16 protein-coding genes are annotated in these 18050 nt (G+C 64.0%); 2 read left to right on the forward strand and 14 right to left on the reverse strand.

Features of this window, described 5'->3' with window-relative positions:
* Positions 1 to 23: 23 nt before the first annotated feature.
* The 9 genes from AC19YX_RS22905 to AC19YX_RS22945 form a co-directional block, all read right to left on the reverse strand.
* Entirely contained in the window at positions 24 to 950 is a 927-nt protein-coding gene (locus tag AC19YX_RS22905; RefSeq protein ID WP_500607099.1) for an alpha/beta hydrolase, read from the reverse strand.
* Positions 951 to 1012: 62 nt separating this feature from the next.
* On the reverse strand, positions 1013 to 1453 hold the full coding sequence (tspO, locus tag AC19YX_RS22910; protein ID WP_500607100.1) for a tryptophan-rich sensory protein TspO: 441 nt from the start codon (positions 1451 to 1453) through the stop codon (positions 1013 to 1015).
* Between the two features lie 213 nt (positions 1454 to 1666).
* Positions 1667 to 1795 carry a hypothetical protein gene (locus AC19YX_RS22915; protein ID WP_500607101.1) on the reverse strand — a complete coding sequence of 43 codons (129 nt, stop codon included), beginning with the start codon at positions 1793 to 1795 and terminating at the stop codon, positions 1667 to 1669.
* 141 nt (positions 1796 to 1936) lie between these two features.
* Positions 1937 to 3670, reverse strand: a complete 1734-nt coding sequence (locus AC19YX_RS22920; protein WP_500607175.1) for an amidase — start codon at positions 3668 to 3670, stop codon at positions 1937 to 1939.
* Between the two features lie 419 nt (positions 3671 to 4089).
* The gene (locus AC19YX_RS22925; protein ID WP_500607102.1) at positions 4090 to 5415 is read right to left on the reverse strand and encodes an amidohydrolase; all 1326 of its coding nucleotides are present in this window, start codon (positions 5413 to 5415) and stop codon (positions 4090 to 4092) included.
* 9 nt (positions 5416 to 5424) lie between these two features.
* The gene (locus AC19YX_RS22930) at positions 5425 to 6609 is read right to left on the reverse strand and encodes an acyl-CoA dehydrogenase family protein (RefSeq protein ID WP_500607103.1); all 1185 of its coding nucleotides are present in this window, start codon (positions 6607 to 6609) and stop codon (positions 5425 to 5427) included.
* 21 nt (positions 6610 to 6630) lie between these two features.
* The gene (locus tag AC19YX_RS22935; protein WP_078468956.1) at positions 6631 to 7977 is read right to left on the reverse strand and encodes an MFS transporter; all 1347 of its coding nucleotides are present in this window, start codon (positions 7975 to 7977) and stop codon (positions 6631 to 6633) included.
* Positions 7978 to 10503: a TonB-dependent receptor plug domain-containing protein gene (locus tag AC19YX_RS22940; protein ID WP_078468957.1), complete on the reverse strand. Its 2526-nt coding sequence runs from the start codon at positions 10501 to 10503 to the stop codon at positions 7978 to 7980. It abuts the gene before it with no gap.
* Positions 10504 to 10633: 130 nt separating this feature from the next.
* On the reverse strand, positions 10634 to 11335 hold the full coding sequence (locus tag AC19YX_RS22945; protein WP_500607104.1) for an enoyl-CoA hydratase/isomerase family protein: 702 nt from the start codon (positions 11333 to 11335) through the stop codon (positions 10634 to 10636).
* 147 nt (positions 11336 to 11482) lie between these two features.
* On the opposite strand from AC19YX_RS22945, the gene AC19YX_RS22950 reads away from it, so the two are divergent.
* Positions 11483 to 12505, forward strand: a complete 1023-nt coding sequence (locus tag AC19YX_RS22950) for an alcohol dehydrogenase catalytic domain-containing protein (protein ID WP_500607105.1) — start codon at positions 11483 to 11485, stop codon at positions 12503 to 12505.
* A gap of 2 nt (positions 12506 to 12507) precedes the next feature.
* Positions 12508 to 14001 carry a class I adenylate-forming enzyme family protein gene (locus AC19YX_RS22955; protein WP_500607106.1) on the forward strand — a complete coding sequence of 498 codons (1494 nt, stop codon included), beginning with the start codon at positions 12508 to 12510 and terminating at the stop codon, positions 13999 to 14001.
* A 9-nt stretch (positions 14002 to 14010) separates the two neighbouring features.
* Here the strand turns inward: AC19YX_RS22955 and AC19YX_RS22960 are convergent, their stop codons facing one another.
* The 5 genes from AC19YX_RS22960 to AC19YX_RS22980 all read right to left on the reverse strand — a co-directional run bounded on the left by AC19YX_RS22960 (position 14011) and on the right by AC19YX_RS22980 (position 18036).
* A complete protein-coding gene (locus AC19YX_RS22960; protein WP_043230036.1) occupies positions 14011 to 14793 on the reverse strand; it encodes an IclR family transcriptional regulator in 783 nt (260 codons plus the stop codon).
* A gap of 199 nt (positions 14794 to 14992) precedes the next feature.
* Entirely contained in the window at positions 14993 to 15343 is a 351-nt protein-coding gene (locus AC19YX_RS22965) for a hypothetical protein (RefSeq protein ID WP_500607107.1), read from the reverse strand.
* A gap of 320 nt (positions 15344 to 15663) precedes the next feature.
* Positions 15664 to 15921, reverse strand: a complete 258-nt coding sequence (locus tag AC19YX_RS22970) for a PAAR domain-containing protein (RefSeq protein WP_078468962.1) — start codon at positions 15919 to 15921, stop codon at positions 15664 to 15666.
* A 202-nt stretch (positions 15922 to 16123) separates the two neighbouring features.
* On the reverse strand, positions 16124 to 17101 hold the full coding sequence (locus AC19YX_RS22975; protein ID WP_421546542.1) for a hypothetical protein: 978 nt from the start codon (positions 17099 to 17101) through the stop codon (positions 16124 to 16126).
* Positions 17101 to 18036 carry a DUF6708 domain-containing protein gene (locus AC19YX_RS22980; protein WP_500607108.1) on the reverse strand — a complete coding sequence of 312 codons (936 nt, stop codon included), beginning with the start codon at positions 18034 to 18036 and terminating at the stop codon, positions 17101 to 17103. Before AC19YX_RS22980 ends, AC19YX_RS22975 begins: the two co-directional genes overlap by 1 nt.
* Positions 18037 to 18050 lie beyond the last annotated feature (14 nt).

Here is an 18050-nt window from a genome sequence, read left to right on the forward strand (position 1 = left end):
GACGGGTTTGAGTCGATGGTTTTTCAGCAATTGGGCCCATCGATTCTTGCCGTTATCCACTTTCGGCTGTAAGCCAGGACAGCAGCGCCCAGTGCGGTCGGAAAATGAATGAAGCCATGGGCCGCAGCGGGAACCACGTGCACCTCCACCGCCGCCGACTGCACCCAGCGCTCGGCGATCTGCAGGGTGTCGTCTATCAGCGGATCCAGCTCGGCGGCCAGCAGAAGGGCTGGCGGCAAGTCGTTAAAATCGCCATACAGCGGTGACAGCGGCGGCTGCCGGCGCTGCTCGTCGCTCAACCCCGGCGTCAGCATGCGCAGCGCCTGCACCATGCCGGGCCCGTCCAGCACCAGGGTTTGCGCGGGCGCGGCGTGCACGCTGGGGGTTCCGCCGAGGTCGTAGACGCCGTAGTACAGCAGCGCACCGCGCACCCGCTGCAGCAGGTCGGGCCACTGTTTCAGGGCCAGCAAGGTGGCCACAGCCAGATGGCCCCCGGCCGACTCACCCACGACAATCACCGGCAGGCCGGCAAACTCCTCGCATTCGGCACTCAGCAACCAGCGCGCGGCACTCAGGCAGTCCTGCATCAGGCCTTCAACCGGGGTCGATACGGCAAGCCGGTAGTCCACTGAAACCACCGCGACCTGGCACTCATTGACCATGGCCAGGTTGAGGGGGTCGTTCATCTTCGCGTTGCCGATCACCCAGCCGCCGCCATGGAAATCCAGCACCACACCCTTGGCTTTTCCGGCGGGCCTGAGGATGCGCACGGGCACCGCAAGGCCGTCGACACCGATGACCCGTGTTTCAGCCTTGAGCCCGTGCTGCAGTAATTTGCCGGCGCCGCCGATCTGGCCGGCCCGCAGCAGGGCCTGGATCACCCGGGGCGTGAGCCGATTGCGGATTCGAAAGCGTGGCAACCAGGCGAGCTTTTTATTGAAGTCGCGCATCTGCCGCAACTCCTCCTCGCTGGCAGGCCACAGCCGGCTTGTCCCGGGTTGGCGAGGGGTCATCAGCGGTTATTGCGCAGGATGGAAAAATTCAACGCCGCCGCCACACACAGCCACGCCAGGTACGGGAACAGGATCAGCCCGGTTATCAGGTCCAACTGCAATGCCAGGACCACCATGGCCGCCACCACCAGCCACAACAGGGTGATGATCAGCATGCCGGCCAGTATTCGGTGGGCGCCGAAGAACACCGGCGTCCACAACGTATTCAGCGCAATCTGCGCGGCCCATAACGCCAGCACCTGCTGGCTGCCGGGGATCAGGCTCAAGCGGTAGCCGGCCCAGGCGAGCAGCAGGTAGATCAGCGTCCAGGCAACCGGGAACAACCCATTGGGTGGGGTGAAGCCGGGTTTGACCAGGGCGTCGTACCACGGGCCCGGCTTGAACAGGAGGCCGGTGCTTGCCGCGGCCGCACAGGCCAGTAGAAAAATAAAGAAGGTCATCATCCGTCCTTAGCTGAAGTCAGCTGTCTGGGGCCACAAGAGGTGTCGGCAGCGTTAAATAAAGGACGTCCGGCGCGGCAAAAAGTTTGAATTGAACGCTGACAATTTTCTGCTCGTCCGAGGCAGCCGACCTGGCGCCGGCTGCATTCGAGCCACCGGGCGTTTAGGGAAAGTGCGGATCAGCCACTGCGCGGACCTGGCTGATCCGGCGGCTCAGTACTGATCACGCAAGGTCAGTGCAACGTGCGCGGGTCGCCATAGAACAATCCGCCGAAGTTGTTCGAGGTCGGCAGCGACCCCGCTCAGGCGCGTGCCGAGGATCAGGCTCAGGTCGTCGCTCAAGCTGAGCCGCGTCGCGTCATACAGGCCTCGTTCCTTGCGGATGTAGTGGTAGTCGGACTGCGCGTTGCCTGACGCGGTGACGGCGGCTTGCGCGCCGGGGTGGTCGGGAGTGGCGCCTGCTGCGCGCCACTCCCTTGGTGGTCAGCCTTTGTTGCCCGTCAGGGCCGGAGTCCGCGGTGGGATCACCCGCTTGTCGGCGGTGGATTCAAAGGCCGAGGCCAGGCGCAGCAGGGCCGAGTCGTCGTAGGCGCGGCCGGCGAAGGTCAGGCCCACGGGCATGCCGATGTCGGCCATCAGGCCCATGGGCACGGTGACTGTGGGCACGCCCAGGTGGCGGATGGCGAGGTTGCCGTTGGCCACCCAGACCCCGTTGCTCCAGGCGATGTCCGCCGCCGCCGGGTCGACATCGGCATTGGCCGGGGCCACGTCGGCCACGGTCGGGAACAGCACCGCATCCAGGCCCAGGCGATCCATCCACTCTTCGAGGTCGATGCGCCGGGTCTGCTCCAGGCCGCGCAGGCCGTCGGGCACGCTGTCGATCTGGTCCCAGGGGGTGATGCCGCGCTCGGCCATCTTCACGTATTCATCCATGCCGGCGGCGAGGTCGCCTTCGCGGTTGGGCAGGGTGCCCGGGTCGTGGGGGAAGATTTTCGGCCCGTCGACGTCCACCAGGCGCTTGAGCTTGGGGTCGCCGTTGGCTTGCAGGAAGTCATCGAACGCCCAGGCCGTCAGGTCCCACAATTCGTGGTGCAGGAACTCCTTGGACACCAGGCCGCGGTTGTACACGGTCGGCGCACCCGGGCGGTCGCCCTCGCAGTTGGAGACCAGCGGGAAGTCCACTTCCAGCACTTCGGCGCCGGCCGCTTCCAGGGCCTGTCGCGCCTGTTGCCAGAGCTCGATCACCGAGGGCCGGGTGTGGATGCGCTGGCCGGTCGGACCACCGATCCCCGGCGCTTCGCTGGTGCCGGCCTCGGGGTCGGCGTTGATGTACATGCGCGGCACGCCCAGGCGCTTGCCCTTGAGGGCCTTGGCGTCGGCCGCCAGTTGCGGGTAGGACGCCGGGCGCACCGAGGCCACGCTGGGGATCGGCACCCAGGGTTGCAGGCGCCACAGGTCGCCGCGGGTGTCCGGGTCTTCGGCCACCACCACGTCCAGCACTTCCAGCAGGTCGGCCATGGTCCGGGCGAAGGGCACTACCACGTCCATGGTCGGGGTCAGCGGCCAGTTGCCACGCACCGAGATCACCCCGCGGGAAGGGGTGTAGGCGCACAGGCCGTTGTTCGAGGCCGGGCCGCGACCGCTGGACCAGGTTTCCTCGGCCAGACCGAAGGCGGCGAAGCTGGCCGCCGTGGCCGTACCGGCGCCATTCGACGAGCCGGAGGCGAAGGGCGCCGTGAGGTAGTCGGCGTTGTACGGGCTCTCGGCGCGGCCATAGACCCCACGCTGCATGCCGCCGTTGGCCATGGGCGGCATATTGGTCTTGCCCAGGCAGATGGCCCCGGCGCCGCGCAGGCGTTCGATGGTGAAGGCGTCGCGATAGGCCACCAGTTCGGCAAAGGCCGGGCTGCCGGAGGCGGCGGTCAGGCCCTTGACCAGGTAGCTGTCCTTGGCGGTGTAGGGAATGCCATCCAGTGGCCCCAGGGCCTGGCCCCGGGCGCGACGGGCGTCGCTGGCCTCGGCCTCCTTCAAGGCTTCGGGGTTGCGCACCACCACCGCATTGAGGGCGGTCGGCGTGGCGGGGCCGTCATAGGCGTCTATCCGCGCCAGGTACGCCTGGACCAGCGCCACAGACGTGACCTGACCGGATTCGAGGGCGGCGCGCAGTTGGGCAATGGAGACCTCGGTGACGTCGAACGGGGTCTTGGGCTCAGGCACATCACGTTTCAAAATGGATTCTCCTCTCGATTCTTAGGGCACGGCGTGGCGCGGCAGGGGGCTGGGCTCACCCTTGAGGGGGGCTATTTTGCACCAAGTCGGCGTTCAAGAAATCGCTATAAGCGTCGTTCTCGGTTATCCGCCCGCGACACGTCCTTCGGCAGCCAGCAGGCCAGCAGCCCGAGCAAGGGCAAGGGCAAGCCGCTGGCGCCGCTGAAGGTGGCGACCACCCCCTATCGATCCGTCAGTAGCCCCAGGCCAGCGGCGCCGTCGGCTGCATGGGGTCTCGCCGCCGGACTACCTGTACGCCTTGTAGGAGCCGGACCTGGTGTCGGTCATGGATGAGCACTCCGGCACTTCCAGCGCGGCCAATCTTTCGACCAATGCCGTGGCCCAATGGGGCCAGACCGCCATTGCCCTTACGGGTTCTTGCTATTGCCCATGTAGCTCAGGGTCATTCGGCTCAGGGCACGGATGCCCACCGCCAGGCTGGGGTCGTCGACCTGGAAGCCGGGAGAGTGGGTTGGCCACACCGGGCCGCCTTCCAGGCTCTTGGGGGTGACGCCCATGCGCATGAATAACCCGGGGATCTGCCGCGCGTATTCGGCGAAGTCGTCGGCGCCGTAGGTGCCGTTGTCGATCCGCACCGGGGTGGTTGACACCTGTTGCAGCACCGGCAGCATCCGGTCGACCAGGGCCGTGTCATTGTAGCCGGCGCGATATCCCCCCGGCAGGTACTCGACCTGGGCCTTGGCCCCGGAGGCTTCGGCGATTTTTTCGGCGGTGCGGGTCATGCGCTGCAGCACGTCCTCGCGCTGTTCGTCGCTGACGGTGCGGATCGAACCCTCCAGGCGCACCTCGGCGGGGATGATGTTGTGCCGCTCGCCGCCTTCGATCCGCCCTACGGAAATCACCGGCGCCGGCAGCAGGCTGAGGTTCGACTGGCGGCTGGGAATGGTCTGCCAGGCGAGGATCACCTGGGCCGCCACTGGCACCGGGTCGATGCCGGTCCAGGGGAAGGCGGCATGGGTCTGGCGCCCGCTGATGCGCGCGACAAAGGTGCCGGCGGCCGCGGTGGTGCGCTGGCGGCTGAGGGTAAAGGTCCCGGCCGTGCCGGCGGTGACGTGGATACCGAAGATCACCTGCGGCGCCGGATTCTGCAGCACCCCTTGCTCGATCATCAGCCGCGCGCCGCCGGCTTCGCCCAGGGGCGGGCCTTCCTCGGCCGGCTGGAAGATCAGCTTGAGGGTCCCCGGCAATTGCTCGCGATGGGCCGCCAGCACTTCGGCCACGCCCAGGGCCATGGCCATGTGCGCGTCGTGGCCACAGGCGTGCATCACGCCGATGTCCTTGCCTCGGCTGCGCAGGTCGTTGCCTTCATCCTTGCTGCGCACCGTGGAGGCATAGGGCAGGCCAGTCTGCTCGGTGAGGGGCAGGGCGTCGAGTTCGGCGCGGATCGCCACCACCGGCCCTGGCCGCCCACCCCGCAGAATGCCCACCACCCCGGTGTGGGCGATGCCGGTCTGCACTTCCAGGCCCAGCTCGCGCAGGCGCTGGGCGATGCGCTGGCTGGTGAGGACCTCGCGGTTGCCCAGCTCCGGCTGCTGGTGAATGGCGTGGCGCAGGGCGATGACCCCGGGCAGGGCGCGCTGGATTTGCGCGTCCAGGTCATTCCAGGGTTCGGCCGCCGACAGCGAGCCGGACAGCAACAGGAGCAAGATCCCGCCGGTTTTGACATAGGGCATGGTCCGGTCTCAGTAGGTGAAGGCAATGGGCGGTGAATGGGCATTGAGCAGGTAGTCACCGATCGCCTTGTACTTGTAGGCCAGGGCGTCGTGGGTGGTGTGGGTGCGGGCGTTGCGCCAGTGGCGGTCGAAGTTGTAGCGCGATTGGGTGGTGGCCGCACCGCCCACCTCGTACAGGCGTTCGCAGACATGCAGGGCGGCGCGGGTCGAGGCGATCTTGGCCTCGGCCACGGCGATGGATGAACGCACCAGGATCGCTTCCAGTTCTTCACCCTCGGCCAGGCCCAGCAATTGACTGCGGGTCGCCAGTTCGACGGCGCCGGCGGCTTTTTCCACCAGGGCCTCGGCGCCATGGATGCGGGCCGCCAGGTCACCCACGGTGTGCAGGATGTAAGGGTCGTTGCGCGCCTGGTCGACGCCGCTTTCGCGCACCGGACGCGAGCCGGTCCGCGCCCACTGCACCGCATCGTCCAGGGCCGCGAGGCCAATGCCGATGTCGATCGCGCAATGGATCAACTGCGCGCTGGCGCCGATGTAATTGCGCCGCTGGTACCACTGTGCCAGGGGAATGACCTGCTCCGGGCGCACCACCACGTCCTCCAGCAGGGTGCTGCCGCTGGCGGTCACGCGCTGGCCCATGCCGTCCCAGTCGTCGAGCAGGGTGATGCCCGGAGTCGCCGCCGGCAGCATCACGTACAGCGCGTTGCCGGCTTCATCCACGGCCTGGATTTTCAGCAGGTCGGCGAACAGGCAACCGGTGCTGTAGAACTTGCTGCCATTGAGTACCAGGTGTTCGCCACGGCGCTCCAGGCGGGTGTGGATTTCTCCGCGGAAGGTGCCGCTGCGCTCGGCGATCGCCCCCGAAGACAGTTGGCGCTCGGCGAAGGCACCGAGGTACTGGCGTTGTTGCTCGGGGTTGGCGATCAGGCGCAGGTGCTCGACCGTGGCGAAGTGCGGAAACAGCGCCTGGGCCACGCTGGGGTCGGCCTTGGCCAGGGCGATAAAGATCTGCGCCACCTGCAACTGGCTGACGTCGCCGCCGCCCAGCTCCCGAGGGACCCGGGCGGCGCCGAGGCCGGAGTCGCGGATCAGGTCCAGTTGGGCATGGGGCAGGATCCGCCCGGCGTCGCGCTCGGCGGCGCCGGGTTGAATCTGGGTGGCCAACTGCTGGGCCAGGGCGAGGTAATCGGTCATGGAAGTGTCCATCAAAAAAAGTCAGGAAGCGTCGCGCAGGGCGTGTCGCGGCACGCCGAGCAAGAGGATCAGCGTGCCGCAGGCCACCAGGCCGGCGACGATGTACAGCGCCAGGCTGATGCTGCCGGTGGAGGTCTTGATCGCGCCGATCATGATCGGCGTCAGCAGGCTGCTGATTTGTCCGCAGCAATTGACCAGGGCCAGGCCGGCGGCCTTGGCGTGGTCCGACAGGTAGTAGGTGGGGATGGTCCAGAAAATCGCCGTGGCCACCAGGTAGCCGCTGGTCATCAGGGTCAGCACGGCAATCGCCGAATACGGGCTGAACAGGAAGTTGGGCAGAATCAGCATCGCCAGAGCCGCTGCCAGACCGCCGAGAGCGAAGTGCCAGCGCCGCTCCTGGTGCAGGTCCGAATGGCGGCAGGCCCAGAGCATCAGGCTGACGCCGACCACATAGGGCAGGGCCGAGAGCAGACCCAGTTGCCCGAGGTTGCTGACCCCGGAGTCGCGGATGATCGACGGCGCCCAGATATTGGTGACGTTGCCGGTGCACATGATGGTCAGGCAGTAGGCCAGGGTGATGAACCACACCTTGCGGTCTTTCAAGGCCTCGACAAAGCGCGTGTGGCCGCCGGGTTTGCGCTGTTGCCGCTCGCGGACCAGGGCCTGTTCGATGGCGTGCTTTTCAGCGGCGCTCAACCATTTGGCCGAAGCCGGTCTGTCGTCCAGCCAGTACCAGGCGAACAGCCCGGCGAGCACCGGTGGAATGCCGGTGATCACGAACAGCCATTGCCAGCCGGTGAACCCGGCGATGCCGGCGAAGTGGCTCATGATCGAGGTCGACAAGGGCCCGCCGATAATCCCGCACACGGCAATCGCCATGATAAAACGCGAGGTGATCCGCGCTCGGTGGCTGGCCGGGAACCAGTAGGTCAGGTACAGGATCACCCCGGGGAAGAACCCGGCTTCGGCCGCCCCCAGCAGCACCCGCAGCACGTAAAACTGCGCCGGGGTCTGGGCGAAGGCGGTGGCGATGGTCACCAGGCCCCAGAGGATCATGATCCGGGTCATGGTTTTCTTGGCGCCGATTTTTTCCAGCAACAGGTTGCTGGGGATCTCGAACAGCAGGTAACCGATGGAGAACACGCCGACGATGATGCCGAAGGTGGCGTCGCTGATGTTGAGGTCGGTCTTGAACTGCAAATGGGCGAAACCGATATTGACCCGGTCCAGCCAATTGAGCACGAAGCACAGGAACAGGAACGGCATGATGCGCCACGCCAGTTTGCGGTACAGGCGCTGGTCGAACTCGGGCACCGAGGTCCCGGCGCTGGGCCGGGCATCAACGGGCAGGGTGCTGGAAATGCTCATTTACCAGCTCACGTCGACTTTGGCGAAGTAGTACGCGCCTTCCAGGCCGTAGGGCGAGTACCAGCTGTAGGTCGGGTTGTCGGTGGGGAAGAAGTAGAAGCGCTTGGCCTCGTCATTCAACTGCTGCGGCCGACGGTCGAAGATGTTTTCGCCACCCACCGTGACCTTCACCGCATCGCTGAGCCAGTAGCCCAGGCTCAGGTCGGTGATCAGCGCCGGACGGATTTCCTCGTCACGGCTGGCGCTGATCTGGTTGCGCCCGGTGACTTTCGAGTAGCGGGTGCCCTTGAGCGTGACGTCGAAGTCGCCCAGCTGCCAGGCGGCGGTCAGCGAGGTCACGTTTTTCGGATAGGCCGAGGTCAGGTTGCCCTGGCGGTCGCGGCCCACCGCGCTGACCCCGGTGCCGGCGAGGGCCTCGGGCTCCTTGATTTTCTCGATGGTCTGCAGGCTCTGGTTGCTGAGCAGGGTCCACTTGGTCTTGCCGTAGCGGCCCAGGTCATAGCGGTAGTCGGCCACCAGGTCGATGCCCCGGGTGCGGGTGTCGGCCAGGTTGCCGAAGTAGGACACGATCTGGTTCGGGTCCAGACCGTTGCTCGCCAGCAGGTTGGACACGGCGGTGCCTTGCAGGTTGCTGGTCTGCAGCACGCGGTCCTTGATGTCGATCTGGTACAGGTCGAGGGTGACGTCGAGGTTCTCGGTCGGTGTGAGCACAAAACCCAGGCTGTAGTTGGTCGAGCGCTCGGGCTTCAAGGCCTTGGCGCCCAGGGCCTTGCCGGCGGCGTCGTCGACGGTCACATAGCGGGTGGTGGCCTGCTCCAGCTGGCCGGTGAGCGGGCTGGTGCGCCAGGCGGTCAGCGACGAGGAGTAGTACTGCTGTTGCAGGGACGGCGCGCGAAAGCCGTTGCTGAGGGTGCCGCGCACCGCGAACTGTGGGTTGAAGGCATAGCGGGTCGAGAGCTTGCCGCTGCCGGTGTCGCCAAAATCGCTGTAGTGCTCGAAACGGCCGGCCAGGCTCATGTCCCACTGCTCGGTCAGGCTCTGGCTGAAGTCGATATAGGCGGCGGTATTGGTCCGCGAATAGTTATGCGCATCGGCAGGGGTAAAACCCACCAGCCCTGGCGCGCCGGGGTTCGGGCGCTGGCCGGCGAGGGGGCTGCCGGCGGGGAACACATAACCGCCGTCGGCATAAGACGCGTATTCGCCGGCCTGGATCTCGAAGCCGTCGCGGCGGAACTCAAGGCCGGTGGAGACGTTCAGCGGCTTGGCGAACAGCCCGGTGTCGAAGGCCCGGGTCAGGTCCAGGTTGTTGGTCCACTGGCTGGCGATCAGGTTGCCGCCGTCCATGTCACGCGGGCTGTCCGGTCCCAGGGACGGGTTCAGCGAGCGCTCGTTGCGGGTGTTGGCATTGTTGTAGCCATAGCTGGTGCTCAGGTCCCAATGCCAGCCCAGCAGGTCGTCGTTGCGCACGCCGAACACGCTCTGGAAGTCGTCTTCCTCGACCACGAAGCGCGGCGAAAATCCGTCCGGGTATACCGAAACGATGTTCTGTGGCGAGTTGGCGGTGCGGTAGGTGCCCCAGCTGGTGGAATTGCGGTGGCTCAGGGTCGAGAACGAGTACAGGGTGTAGGCCTCGTTCAGCGGCAGTTCGGCGTTGTAGCCGAAGTTGTAGGTCTGGGAGCGCGGCTGGCCCAGTTGCTGGCGGTAGCGGCTTTCGCTGGTTTCCCGTGGGTCGGGCTGGCCGTTCTGGCGGAAATAGATACTGGTGCGATCCGGTACCGCGCCGGCGACGTTGGAGCTTTCCTGCACGCCGATGTCGGCGCTGAGGCTGAAGAAGCCCTCATTGGGCAGCTCGAAGCCCTGGTTGATCTGACCCTGGCCCCGGGCGCCGAAATTGCCCTTGCCGCCAACCCGATTCGCGTACTGCCCGTACAGGGCGCTGGCGCTGCCGCCGGAGTGGTTGCTCTTGAGGATGATGTTGATCACCCCGGCAATTGCGTCCGAACCGTATTGTGCGGCGGCGCCGTCGCGCAGGACTTCGATGTGGTCCACGGCGCTGACCGGGATCAGGTCGAGGTCGGCCGGCGACTGGCCACTGGCGGTGGCGGCGGTCTGGACGAAGATCAGCGACGTGTTGTGCCGGCGCTTGCCATTGACCAGCACCAGCACGTGGTTGCCGCCCAGGCCGCGCAGGGTCGCGGACTTGACCGACAGGCCGGTGCCACCGGTGAAGCCGGCGGCATTGGTGTAGGACGGCACGGCGGCGGCCAGGGCGTCGCGCAGGTTCTGCTTGCCGGAACGGGCCAGGTCGTCGGCGCTGATCACATCGATCGGCGCCAGGCTCTTGGCCACGGTGCGGCCGCTGTCCCGGGCGCCGGTGACGATGACAGTCTGCAACGCAGTGTCGCCAGTGGCCGAAGTGCGGGCGCCACTCTCGTCGGCCAGGGCCGCCGGGCTGGCGCACAGGCCGAGGATGCCGGCGGTCAGCAGGCTGAGCCTGGGGTGAAAGCGGGTGTACGGGCGAGACATGGTGAGGCTCCAATGTTTAGGTGCCGCTTTCCATTCCTGGTGGTGGGAGTTCCTGACAGTACTGGCGAGGCTGAAGTGTTGGTGTTTCTCGTTATGGGCAGAGGGTGCGGGCGGCCTTCGTGGGCCGCGCTCAACGGTCGAGCATGACGTCCTTTCGGGCCTGGTCGACCAGTGCCAGATGCCGCTGCAGGCGGCTGTTGCGCTCGGCCAGCAGCAGGCGCTTGGTCCATTCCACGGCCTTGGCGGAATGGGCCGCGAGCTGCGCCGCCAGTTCCAGGGCGCGGGCATAGGCGTCGTCCACCACTTCATTCACCAGGCCCATGGCCAGGGCCTCGCGGGCCTCGAACCGGCGGGCACTGAGCATGATGTCCAGGGCCGCAGCTTCGCCAATCAGGCTCGGCAAGGTGATGGCGCTGAAGCCGGACAACATGCCGTGCTGCACTTCCGGGAAATGGAAGCGGGTGTCGTGGCGGGCGATGCGGAAATCGCAATGAATGGCCAGGCTGATGCCCAGGCCCAGGGTGTGGCCGTGCAACGCGGCGATCACCGGTTTGCTCAGCTCATGGCCGACGCCGGGCAGGGCGCGGGCCAGCACCTGGCTGCTGACGGTCTCGCCGGTTTCGCGGATTTCCTTGAGGTCGGAGCCGGCGCAGAACGCCCGCTCGCCGGTGCCACGCAGCACGATGGCGCGCACGGCGCGGTCATCCTGGGCGCGCTGCCAGGCGTCGGCCAGTTCGTGCTTGGCCTGGCTGTCCAGGGCGTTGAGGCGCTCGGGGCGGTTGAGGCTGACCACCAGGATCCCTTCGCCAACGTGTTGGTACTCGACTGTCATGGTTTGGATTTCATCGATTGTGAAAGAAAGACGCTTTGCCCCTTGAGGTCGGCGTCAAAGTGGGGAAAACTTAATTGATGTGCACAATGCAAACAACATGTTTGTTATATGAACATATTCTTATCAGGTCACAAACGGTTATAAAAAATGAAAGCGATAGTTCTAAAAGCCTTCGGCGGGCCGGAGCAACTGCAGGTCGAGGAGGTGCCGACACCGCAACCCGGGGCCGGTGAAGTGCTGGTCAAAGTGCATGCGGCAGGGGTTTGCCACCACGATCTGCTGCACCGCGCCGGGCAGCTGCCAGGGGCCCACACCGGGGTGGTACTGGGCCATGAAGTGGCGGGCGAGGTGGTGCAAGTCGGCGCCGGAGTCCTGCAACTGCGGGTGGGAGCCCGGGTGGTGATCTACCAGCGACGCTTCTGCGGGCAATGCCGCGACTGCCTGCGCGGCCGCCAGGACCTGTGCCGCGCCCTGGGCCTGCCATCGGTGGACACCGAGGGCGCCTACGCCGAGTACCTGCGGGTGCCGGCGATCTCCGCCGTGGAGTTGCCCGACGGCCTGGACTACACCCTGGCCGCCCTGGCCTCATGCCCGATCGCCACCAGCGTGCGCGCGCTGTACGGCGAGGCGGCGCTCAAGCCCGGGGAAACAGTATTGATCAACGGCGCCAGCGGCGGCCTGGGCGCGCACCAGATCCAGCTGGCCCGGGCACTGGGCGCGCGGGTGATCGCCGTCACCGGCAGCGCGCAAAAGAGTGAATTCCTCAAGAGCCTTGGAGCCCATGAAGTGATTGTCAGCCACCAGGGCTACAGCGCCGAGGTCTGGCGCCTGACGGGCAAGCGCGGGGTCGACGTGGCCATGGACAACCTCGGCCACACCCTGGAAGACACCCTGCGCAGCATGACCCTCGGCGGACGAGTGGTGGTGCTGGGCAATGTGCAGCCGGGCAATGTGGCAGTGTCTCCCGGCTTGCTGATCGGTCGCCGGCTCAAGGTCCAGGGCTCGGGCAGCGCCACCCTGGAAGAACTGCGGGTGGCCCTGGCGTTGATCCACAGTGGCCAGGTGCGGCCGCTGATCGACCGTATCCTGCTGTTCCCGCAGGTGGCCGAGGCCCACGCACTACTGGAGTCGCGCCAGGTCAGCGGGCGCATCGTCCTGAGTGGGTGGTGAGCATGGATATCAGTACGCTGCTGGCCCAGGCGGCCGGCAAATGGCCCGAGCAACCGGCACTGAGCGAGCCTGCCAGCGCCCGCAGCCTGACCTTCGCCGAGCTGGACCGGGCGCTCAGCGGGTTCGGCCAGGCCCTGGAGCGGCTGCAGGTGGCGCCCGGGGCGCGGGTGGCCCTGCTGGCCGAGGCCAGCCTCGACTATTTGATCGCCGACTACGGCTGCATGGCCAACGGTCGGGTGCGGGTGCCGCTGGACCCGGCCCTGGCCGCCGATGAACTGCTGGCCCAGGTGCGTGATGCCGGGGCTGTCCTGCTGCTGTTCTCCCCCCAGCACCTGGCCCTGGTTGAACGTCTGCGCCAGGCGGGCATCGACTGCCGGCCCCTGGAGACCCTGACCACCCCGGCCGCTGGCGACCTCAGGTCACGCCCGGCCCAGTCGCCACAGGCCCTGGCCTCGCTGAACTACACCGGCGGCACCACTGGCACCCCCAAGGCAGTGATGCATCGCCATGCCAGCCTGTGCGCGGTGTTGCAGAACATCGTCATGGCTCGCGGCGCGGTGGTCGGCGATGTGCTGCTCAATGTGCGGCCGCTATGGCCGATTGCCGCGGTGGCGGTGTTGGCGCACCTGCTCAGTGGCGGCCAGGTGGTACTCGGCGGGCGCTTTGATGGCAAGACCATTGTCGCTCAACTGCTTGAGTATCGGGTGGCCTTCAGCTCCCTGGTGCCGACCCAACTGCTGCGCCTGTTGCGTGAAGCCGGCACCGCGCCGCTGCCGTTGCCAGCGTTCAAGAGCCTCGATGTGGGCGCCGCCGCGTTGAGCGGGGAGGTGCTGGAAGGCTCGTGCAGCCTGTTCAGCGAGCGCATCAGCGTGCTCTACGGCATGACCGAGGCGCCCTGGAGTTGCTACTTGTCGGCGCCGCAGATGGCGGCAGCCCGGCGTAGTGCAAACGGGGCCGAGGGCCTGGTGGGGCGCCCGGTGTTCGCGGCGGCGGTGCGCATCGACCAGCCCGATGCCCAGGGCGTGGGCGAGATTCTGCTGGGCGGCCCGCAATTGATGAGCGGTTACTGGCAACAGGACGCCCTCAGCGCGCGGGTCCTGGAGCACGGCTGGCTGCGCAGCGGTGATCTCGGACGGCTCGATGCCGATGGCCAGTTGCGGGTACTCGGGCGCTGCAAGGACATCATTCGCAGCGGCGGCAAGTCGGTGCAGCCGGGGGAAGTCGAGCAGAGCCTGCTGAGCCATCCCGGGGTGCAGGATGCCCATGTCTTCGGCCTGGCGGATGTCGAATGGGGAGAGCAGGTGTGCGCCGCTGTGGTGCTCAATGGCGCCGGCAAGCCCAGTGCGCAGGAGCTGATGGAACACTGCCGCGCCTTGCTGTCGCGCTACAAGGTGCCGCGCCGGGTGTTCGTGGTCGATGAACTGCCACGCTCCCACTACGGCAAGGTGCAAAAGAACCGGCTGCTCGCCGTGCTGGGGCCGGAACTGGCGTACTGACTCTGCGGGCTAGAGGTTGCCCAACTGCGCCGCGATGCCTTCACAGGCGCGGCGTACATGGCTGGCCAGGGAGGAGGCGGGGTGGGTTTCCTGCTCCATCTCCAGCCCGGCCACCACCACGGCACCGATCGCCGGCCCGGCCTCCAGGCGAATGGGGAAGGCCACCGACGAAAGCCCCGGCTTGAACTCGCCATGGCCGAAGGCAAAGTCCTGCTGGCCACGGATCTGCTCCAGGGCCGGCAAGGCCTTGGCATAACGCGCCTCGCCGAGAATCCCCAGGGCCGTGGCCGCGTCATAAGTGGCCAGCACCGCGCGGCCACTGGGGCTGCCGTCGATGGGGAACTGGTCGGCCAGGTCGACAATCACGTTGAGCGGGGTGGTCGGGGTCCACATGCGCTCGATCAACACCACCTGATCGCCCACCGGCACCGACAGCGACACAATGGCCTGGCGCTCGCCGATCACCCGCTGCAACTCGATGGCGTAGGGCAGGGCGATCTTGCGCAGGTTGAGGCGGTTCAGATACGCCGCCGAATAAATCAGGCACTCCGGCCCGATGCGATAGGTGCCGCCCTGGGATTCGATCAGGCTCCAGTAGGTCAGGGTCTTGAGCAGGCGATGGATAGTGGTGCGGTCGATCCCGGTCAGCCGCGCCAGGTCCAGCGCACTGGCCCCGTGCTTGAGGCCCGACAGCGTGCGCAACAGCACAATCGACCGGTCGATGACCTGAACGCGCCCGCCCGCACTGTCCTTGCTGCTGGTGAGGGGGGGATGAATCGAAGAAATATCCATTGTGGCAGCGGCTTCCGAAATCATTTTGGTCGGCCAGCGCAGATCGCAGGCTTGGTCGGTGGCCAAGGTTAGCCGTGATCGGGTGCGGGGTGAAGAGCAATCTGAATTCGCTGAGCGACTGCCCGGGTGAGGCAGTACCGCTGTCGGTGACTGCGGCACGCCGTTCATGGGGACTGCCGAAACGCGGCATCCCTGGTCACTAGGCGTTTCGGCGTCTTATGGCCCGCGCGATGGCTATCACGACGATCAGCAACAGCGGCGAGTATCGGAGGAGGTACGTCTTGACCGTGTCCCACGAGCGTTGTCGCTGCAATTCTGCGCCGTAGTCGAAATACCGCAGGTGCGGTCCGCCGATGACATCGGTCATGGATGACGCACTACCTGGGGTGCCAACGCCCGCATCCCCGTAGTCTTCACCTGGCTCGAACTCGATGGTGGCGGCGAGCTTGCGTACGGCCTCGATAGGCGTTTCGCACTGGGAAATACTTGGGGCAAGTACTTGCATCTCCACCGCCCAGGTCTTGCCGAGGCGCACCGCGGCCATATTCATCGAGATAGGCTTGCTCCACCACACGCTGCTTTCGCCACACCTCCAGCCGCTCGGCGACCGCCTCCGGCAGCTTTCCGGCCTTGCCTGCACGCTGAGTACGGTCTAACACCTCGAGAAATTTCCCGTCACCGATGCTCCCACTGTTGTCGAGCATTCTCCTGGCCATGGCGTTGCGCAGGATCTCCTCTTAGGCACTCAGCGCCTGCTTGTAGGTCAGCGGCTTTGCTGCCTTGGTTTTTGCCGAATCGCCCGGCGGGGCTGCAGAAGAAATTGAACTGCTGCGAGCCTTTACGATGGCAAGGCCGACGCGATGTTCGCGGTCACTCGACCAACCAACCGCTTTCACCTTCGACCAGCGTGCCGCCATGGCTCGTGGTATCCCCCTGACGAGCAGCGGCCTGGCCCTCGATGATGGTTCCGGGTGAACCGCTCTGGATAACCGCGCCACAACTGGTCTGGTCACCTACCCGGGCCACCGCTTTGCCATTGACGGTGGCAGAGCTCGCACCACTGACCACGGTTCCACCTCCATGAATAGGGCAACTGTGCGCGTGGCCGACGAGAACGATGGGTTTCATGTTTGGTTTCCTTTGCTTAAACGTAGGAGGGTGCCCCCTGCAACTGGCTGCACCATTGGTTCTGAGTGGCAAGCGCAGTGCCAGGCTGTACGTGGGCATGTTGTTGTCGGGATTGGCCCATTCCAGTGTTTAACTTCTTCAGTAATGCCTGCGTACGGCGGTAGTGTTTTTGTGCATCAAAATTCAATTCAACGAATTTTCATCATTCCTCTCCATTCCAGACACCGTCACAAGCGTCAATGAGTTCTTGGGGCCATTTCTTTCGTGGGAGTATACGATCAAGCGCCATGTAGAGCAGATCTCCTAAGGTTATTAACCAAAGTGTTGGCGCTACGAGTGGGAATAAAAATGGTGCTATAAGACGCTTCCACCAAACTTTGCTTTGGAAGATTTTGAATGGCGACCACATAGAGAAGCACTCTCGAATGCTTGTGGCTTTATAGTTGCTTATGGCAGAAGAGGGCGGAAGAGCTCCTGCGCCTTGATGCATGAAAAGTCGAATATATTCCAAAATCATTGCGGCTCCGTATATACCTCGATTGAAGTAAGCTTCGTCTGCATCCTTTGTTGCGCTGATGCTAATACGTAACTGGTCATTAGAAAATGTTTTGTCTTGTTCTGCATAAGGAAAGGCCAGTATCAATACCCCTTCGTTAATAGGTGCGCCTCCTGAGGCGATGGTTGTTATATCTTTTATATAAACTTCCAGATGCTCGTATCTCTGGCTGATCCATTTTCCTTTGATAATGCATGTGACTTTGCGCGTCTCACGGTTGAATATGATCGGGAGCTGAGTGCGCCATGGGATAAATATCCAAATGCAACAGAGGAAAAATACAAAGGTTATGCCGGCTGGGTAATGCCAGTTTTCCATGTAGTGACTTATAGCTCCGGCGTTATATCCGTTTGTAGCTGTGTCGTGACGGTAGCTGAAAAACTCTACTATAGAAAAAAACACGAATATAAAGGGCAGTACTACTGTTGCCCACCAGCTCATACTGGACCGTCCACCATAAATACTCCCGGATACGGGACGTATAAAGAGGCATTTTTCAGTGATTTTCATCACGTTGTTGTCGGCGGCAGGTTCTATGCCTAAAGACGGGCTTGCTGCAGACAACACATCAACACGGGCGTGGAGAGTGCCGTATTTGGGTTGCCATTTAGGATGAGTACACATCAGCTCTCTTTCCCATCCCAGATACCATCGCAGGCATTAACTAGCTCTTGAGGCCACTTGCGGCGGGGAAGAATACGGTCAAACCACATGTATAGGATGTCCCCAATCATTATCAGAGGCGCCAAAGGCAGCGCTAAAAATATGAAAAATGGTACAGCTAGCAGTAGCCACGCAGGATGACTGACGTTCAATATCTTCAGCGGATTGAATTGCTGGATAGCTTCGCGGGCATGAGCAATCCGGTAGGGTGTGATAGCACAAGACGGAGGCAGGGCAGCGGCTCCTTCACCCATGTACAGTCGGATGTACTCCCATAGTTGGGCAGCGCCGTAAATTTTACGACTGCCTGCAGGTCTAATCGAATCTTGTGTGGCATAGATACCTATATATTTCCGTTTGCAACGTGAGGTTGTAGCTGTATCGGTAAGTCCTAAAGTTAAAACGCCTTCATTAACAGCAGCGCCGCTAACTGAAAAGGATGTAATGTCTTTGATATATGCTTCCAGGTGCTGCCATTCTTCGCTCACGATATTTCCATTAATAAAAGCTGTGACGTGGCCTGATTGACGATTGAAAATAATGGGCAGCTGTCGGCGCCAAGGAATAAATAGCCACGAACAAGCCATAAAAAATGCGATTGTAACTCCGATAGTCAGTCCCCAGTTATTGGTATAGTGCTCTAAGAACGTGCCTTTGAAATCTTCGTGCGTTATGTCGTATAGATACCCACCGTACTCGCCAGCGGAAAAGAAGAAGAAGACGAATACCGTTATTACAGTTGTCCACCAACTCATTCCACGACGACCACCGTAAATACTTCCCTCGGCGGTTCTGACAAATAAACAGTGCTCCGTTATTTTCATAATATTAGCGTCAGCCGCTGCCTCAACTCCCAGGCACGGCGTTGCGGAATCTAAGGCATCGATATGATTCACTCCTAGGCCGTATT

Source organism: Pseudomonas sp. MF09150 (genome assembly GCF_059862355.1).

Coding starts and splice junctions, on each gene's coding strand:
- AC19YX_RS22950 (WP_500607105.1), top strand. CDS start 11,483: ATGAAAGCGATAGTTCTAAAAGCCTTCGGCGGGCCGGAGCAACTGCAG.
- AC19YX_RS22925 (WP_500607102.1), bottom strand. CDS start 5,415: ATGCCCTATGTCAAAACCGGCGGGATCTTGCTCCTGTTGCTGTCCGGC.
- AC19YX_RS22965 (WP_500607107.1), bottom strand. CDS start 15,343: ATGAATATGGCCGCGGTGCGCCTCGGCAAGACCTGGGCGGTGGAGATG.
- AC19YX_RS22970 (WP_078468962.1), bottom strand. CDS start 15,921: ATGAAACCCATCGTTCTCGTCGGCCACGCGCACAGTTGCCCTATTCAT.
- AC19YX_RS22960 (WP_043230036.1), bottom strand. CDS start 14,793: ATGGATATTTCTTCGATTCATCCCCCCCTCACCAGCAGCAAGGACAGT.
- AC19YX_RS22975 (WP_421546542.1), bottom strand. CDS start 17,101: ATGTGTACTCATCCTAAATGGCAACCCAAATACGGCACTCTCCACGCC.
- AC19YX_RS22935 (WP_078468956.1), bottom strand. CDS start 7,977: ATGAGCATTTCCAGCACCCTGCCCGTTGATGCCCGGCCCAGCGCCGGG.
- AC19YX_RS22930 (WP_500607103.1), bottom strand. CDS start 6,609: ATGACCGATTACCTCGCCCTGGCCCAGCAGTTGGCCACCCAGATTCAA.
- AC19YX_RS22905 (WP_500607099.1), bottom strand. CDS start 950: ATGCGCGACTTCAATAAAAAGCTCGCCTGGTTGCCACGCTTTCGAATC.
- tspO (WP_500607100.1), bottom strand. CDS start 1,453: ATGACCTTCTTTATTTTTCTACTGGCCTGTGCGGCCGCGGCAAGCACC.
- AC19YX_RS22940 (WP_078468957.1), bottom strand. CDS start 10,503: ATGTCTCGCCCGTACACCCGCTTTCACCCCAGGCTCAGCCTGCTGACC.
- AC19YX_RS22945 (WP_500607104.1), bottom strand. CDS start 11,335: ATGACAGTCGAGTACCAACACGTTGGCGAAGGGATCCTGGTGGTCAGC.
- AC19YX_RS22955 (WP_500607106.1), top strand. CDS start 12,508: ATGGATATCAGTACGCTGCTGGCCCAGGCGGCCGGCAAATGGCCCGAG.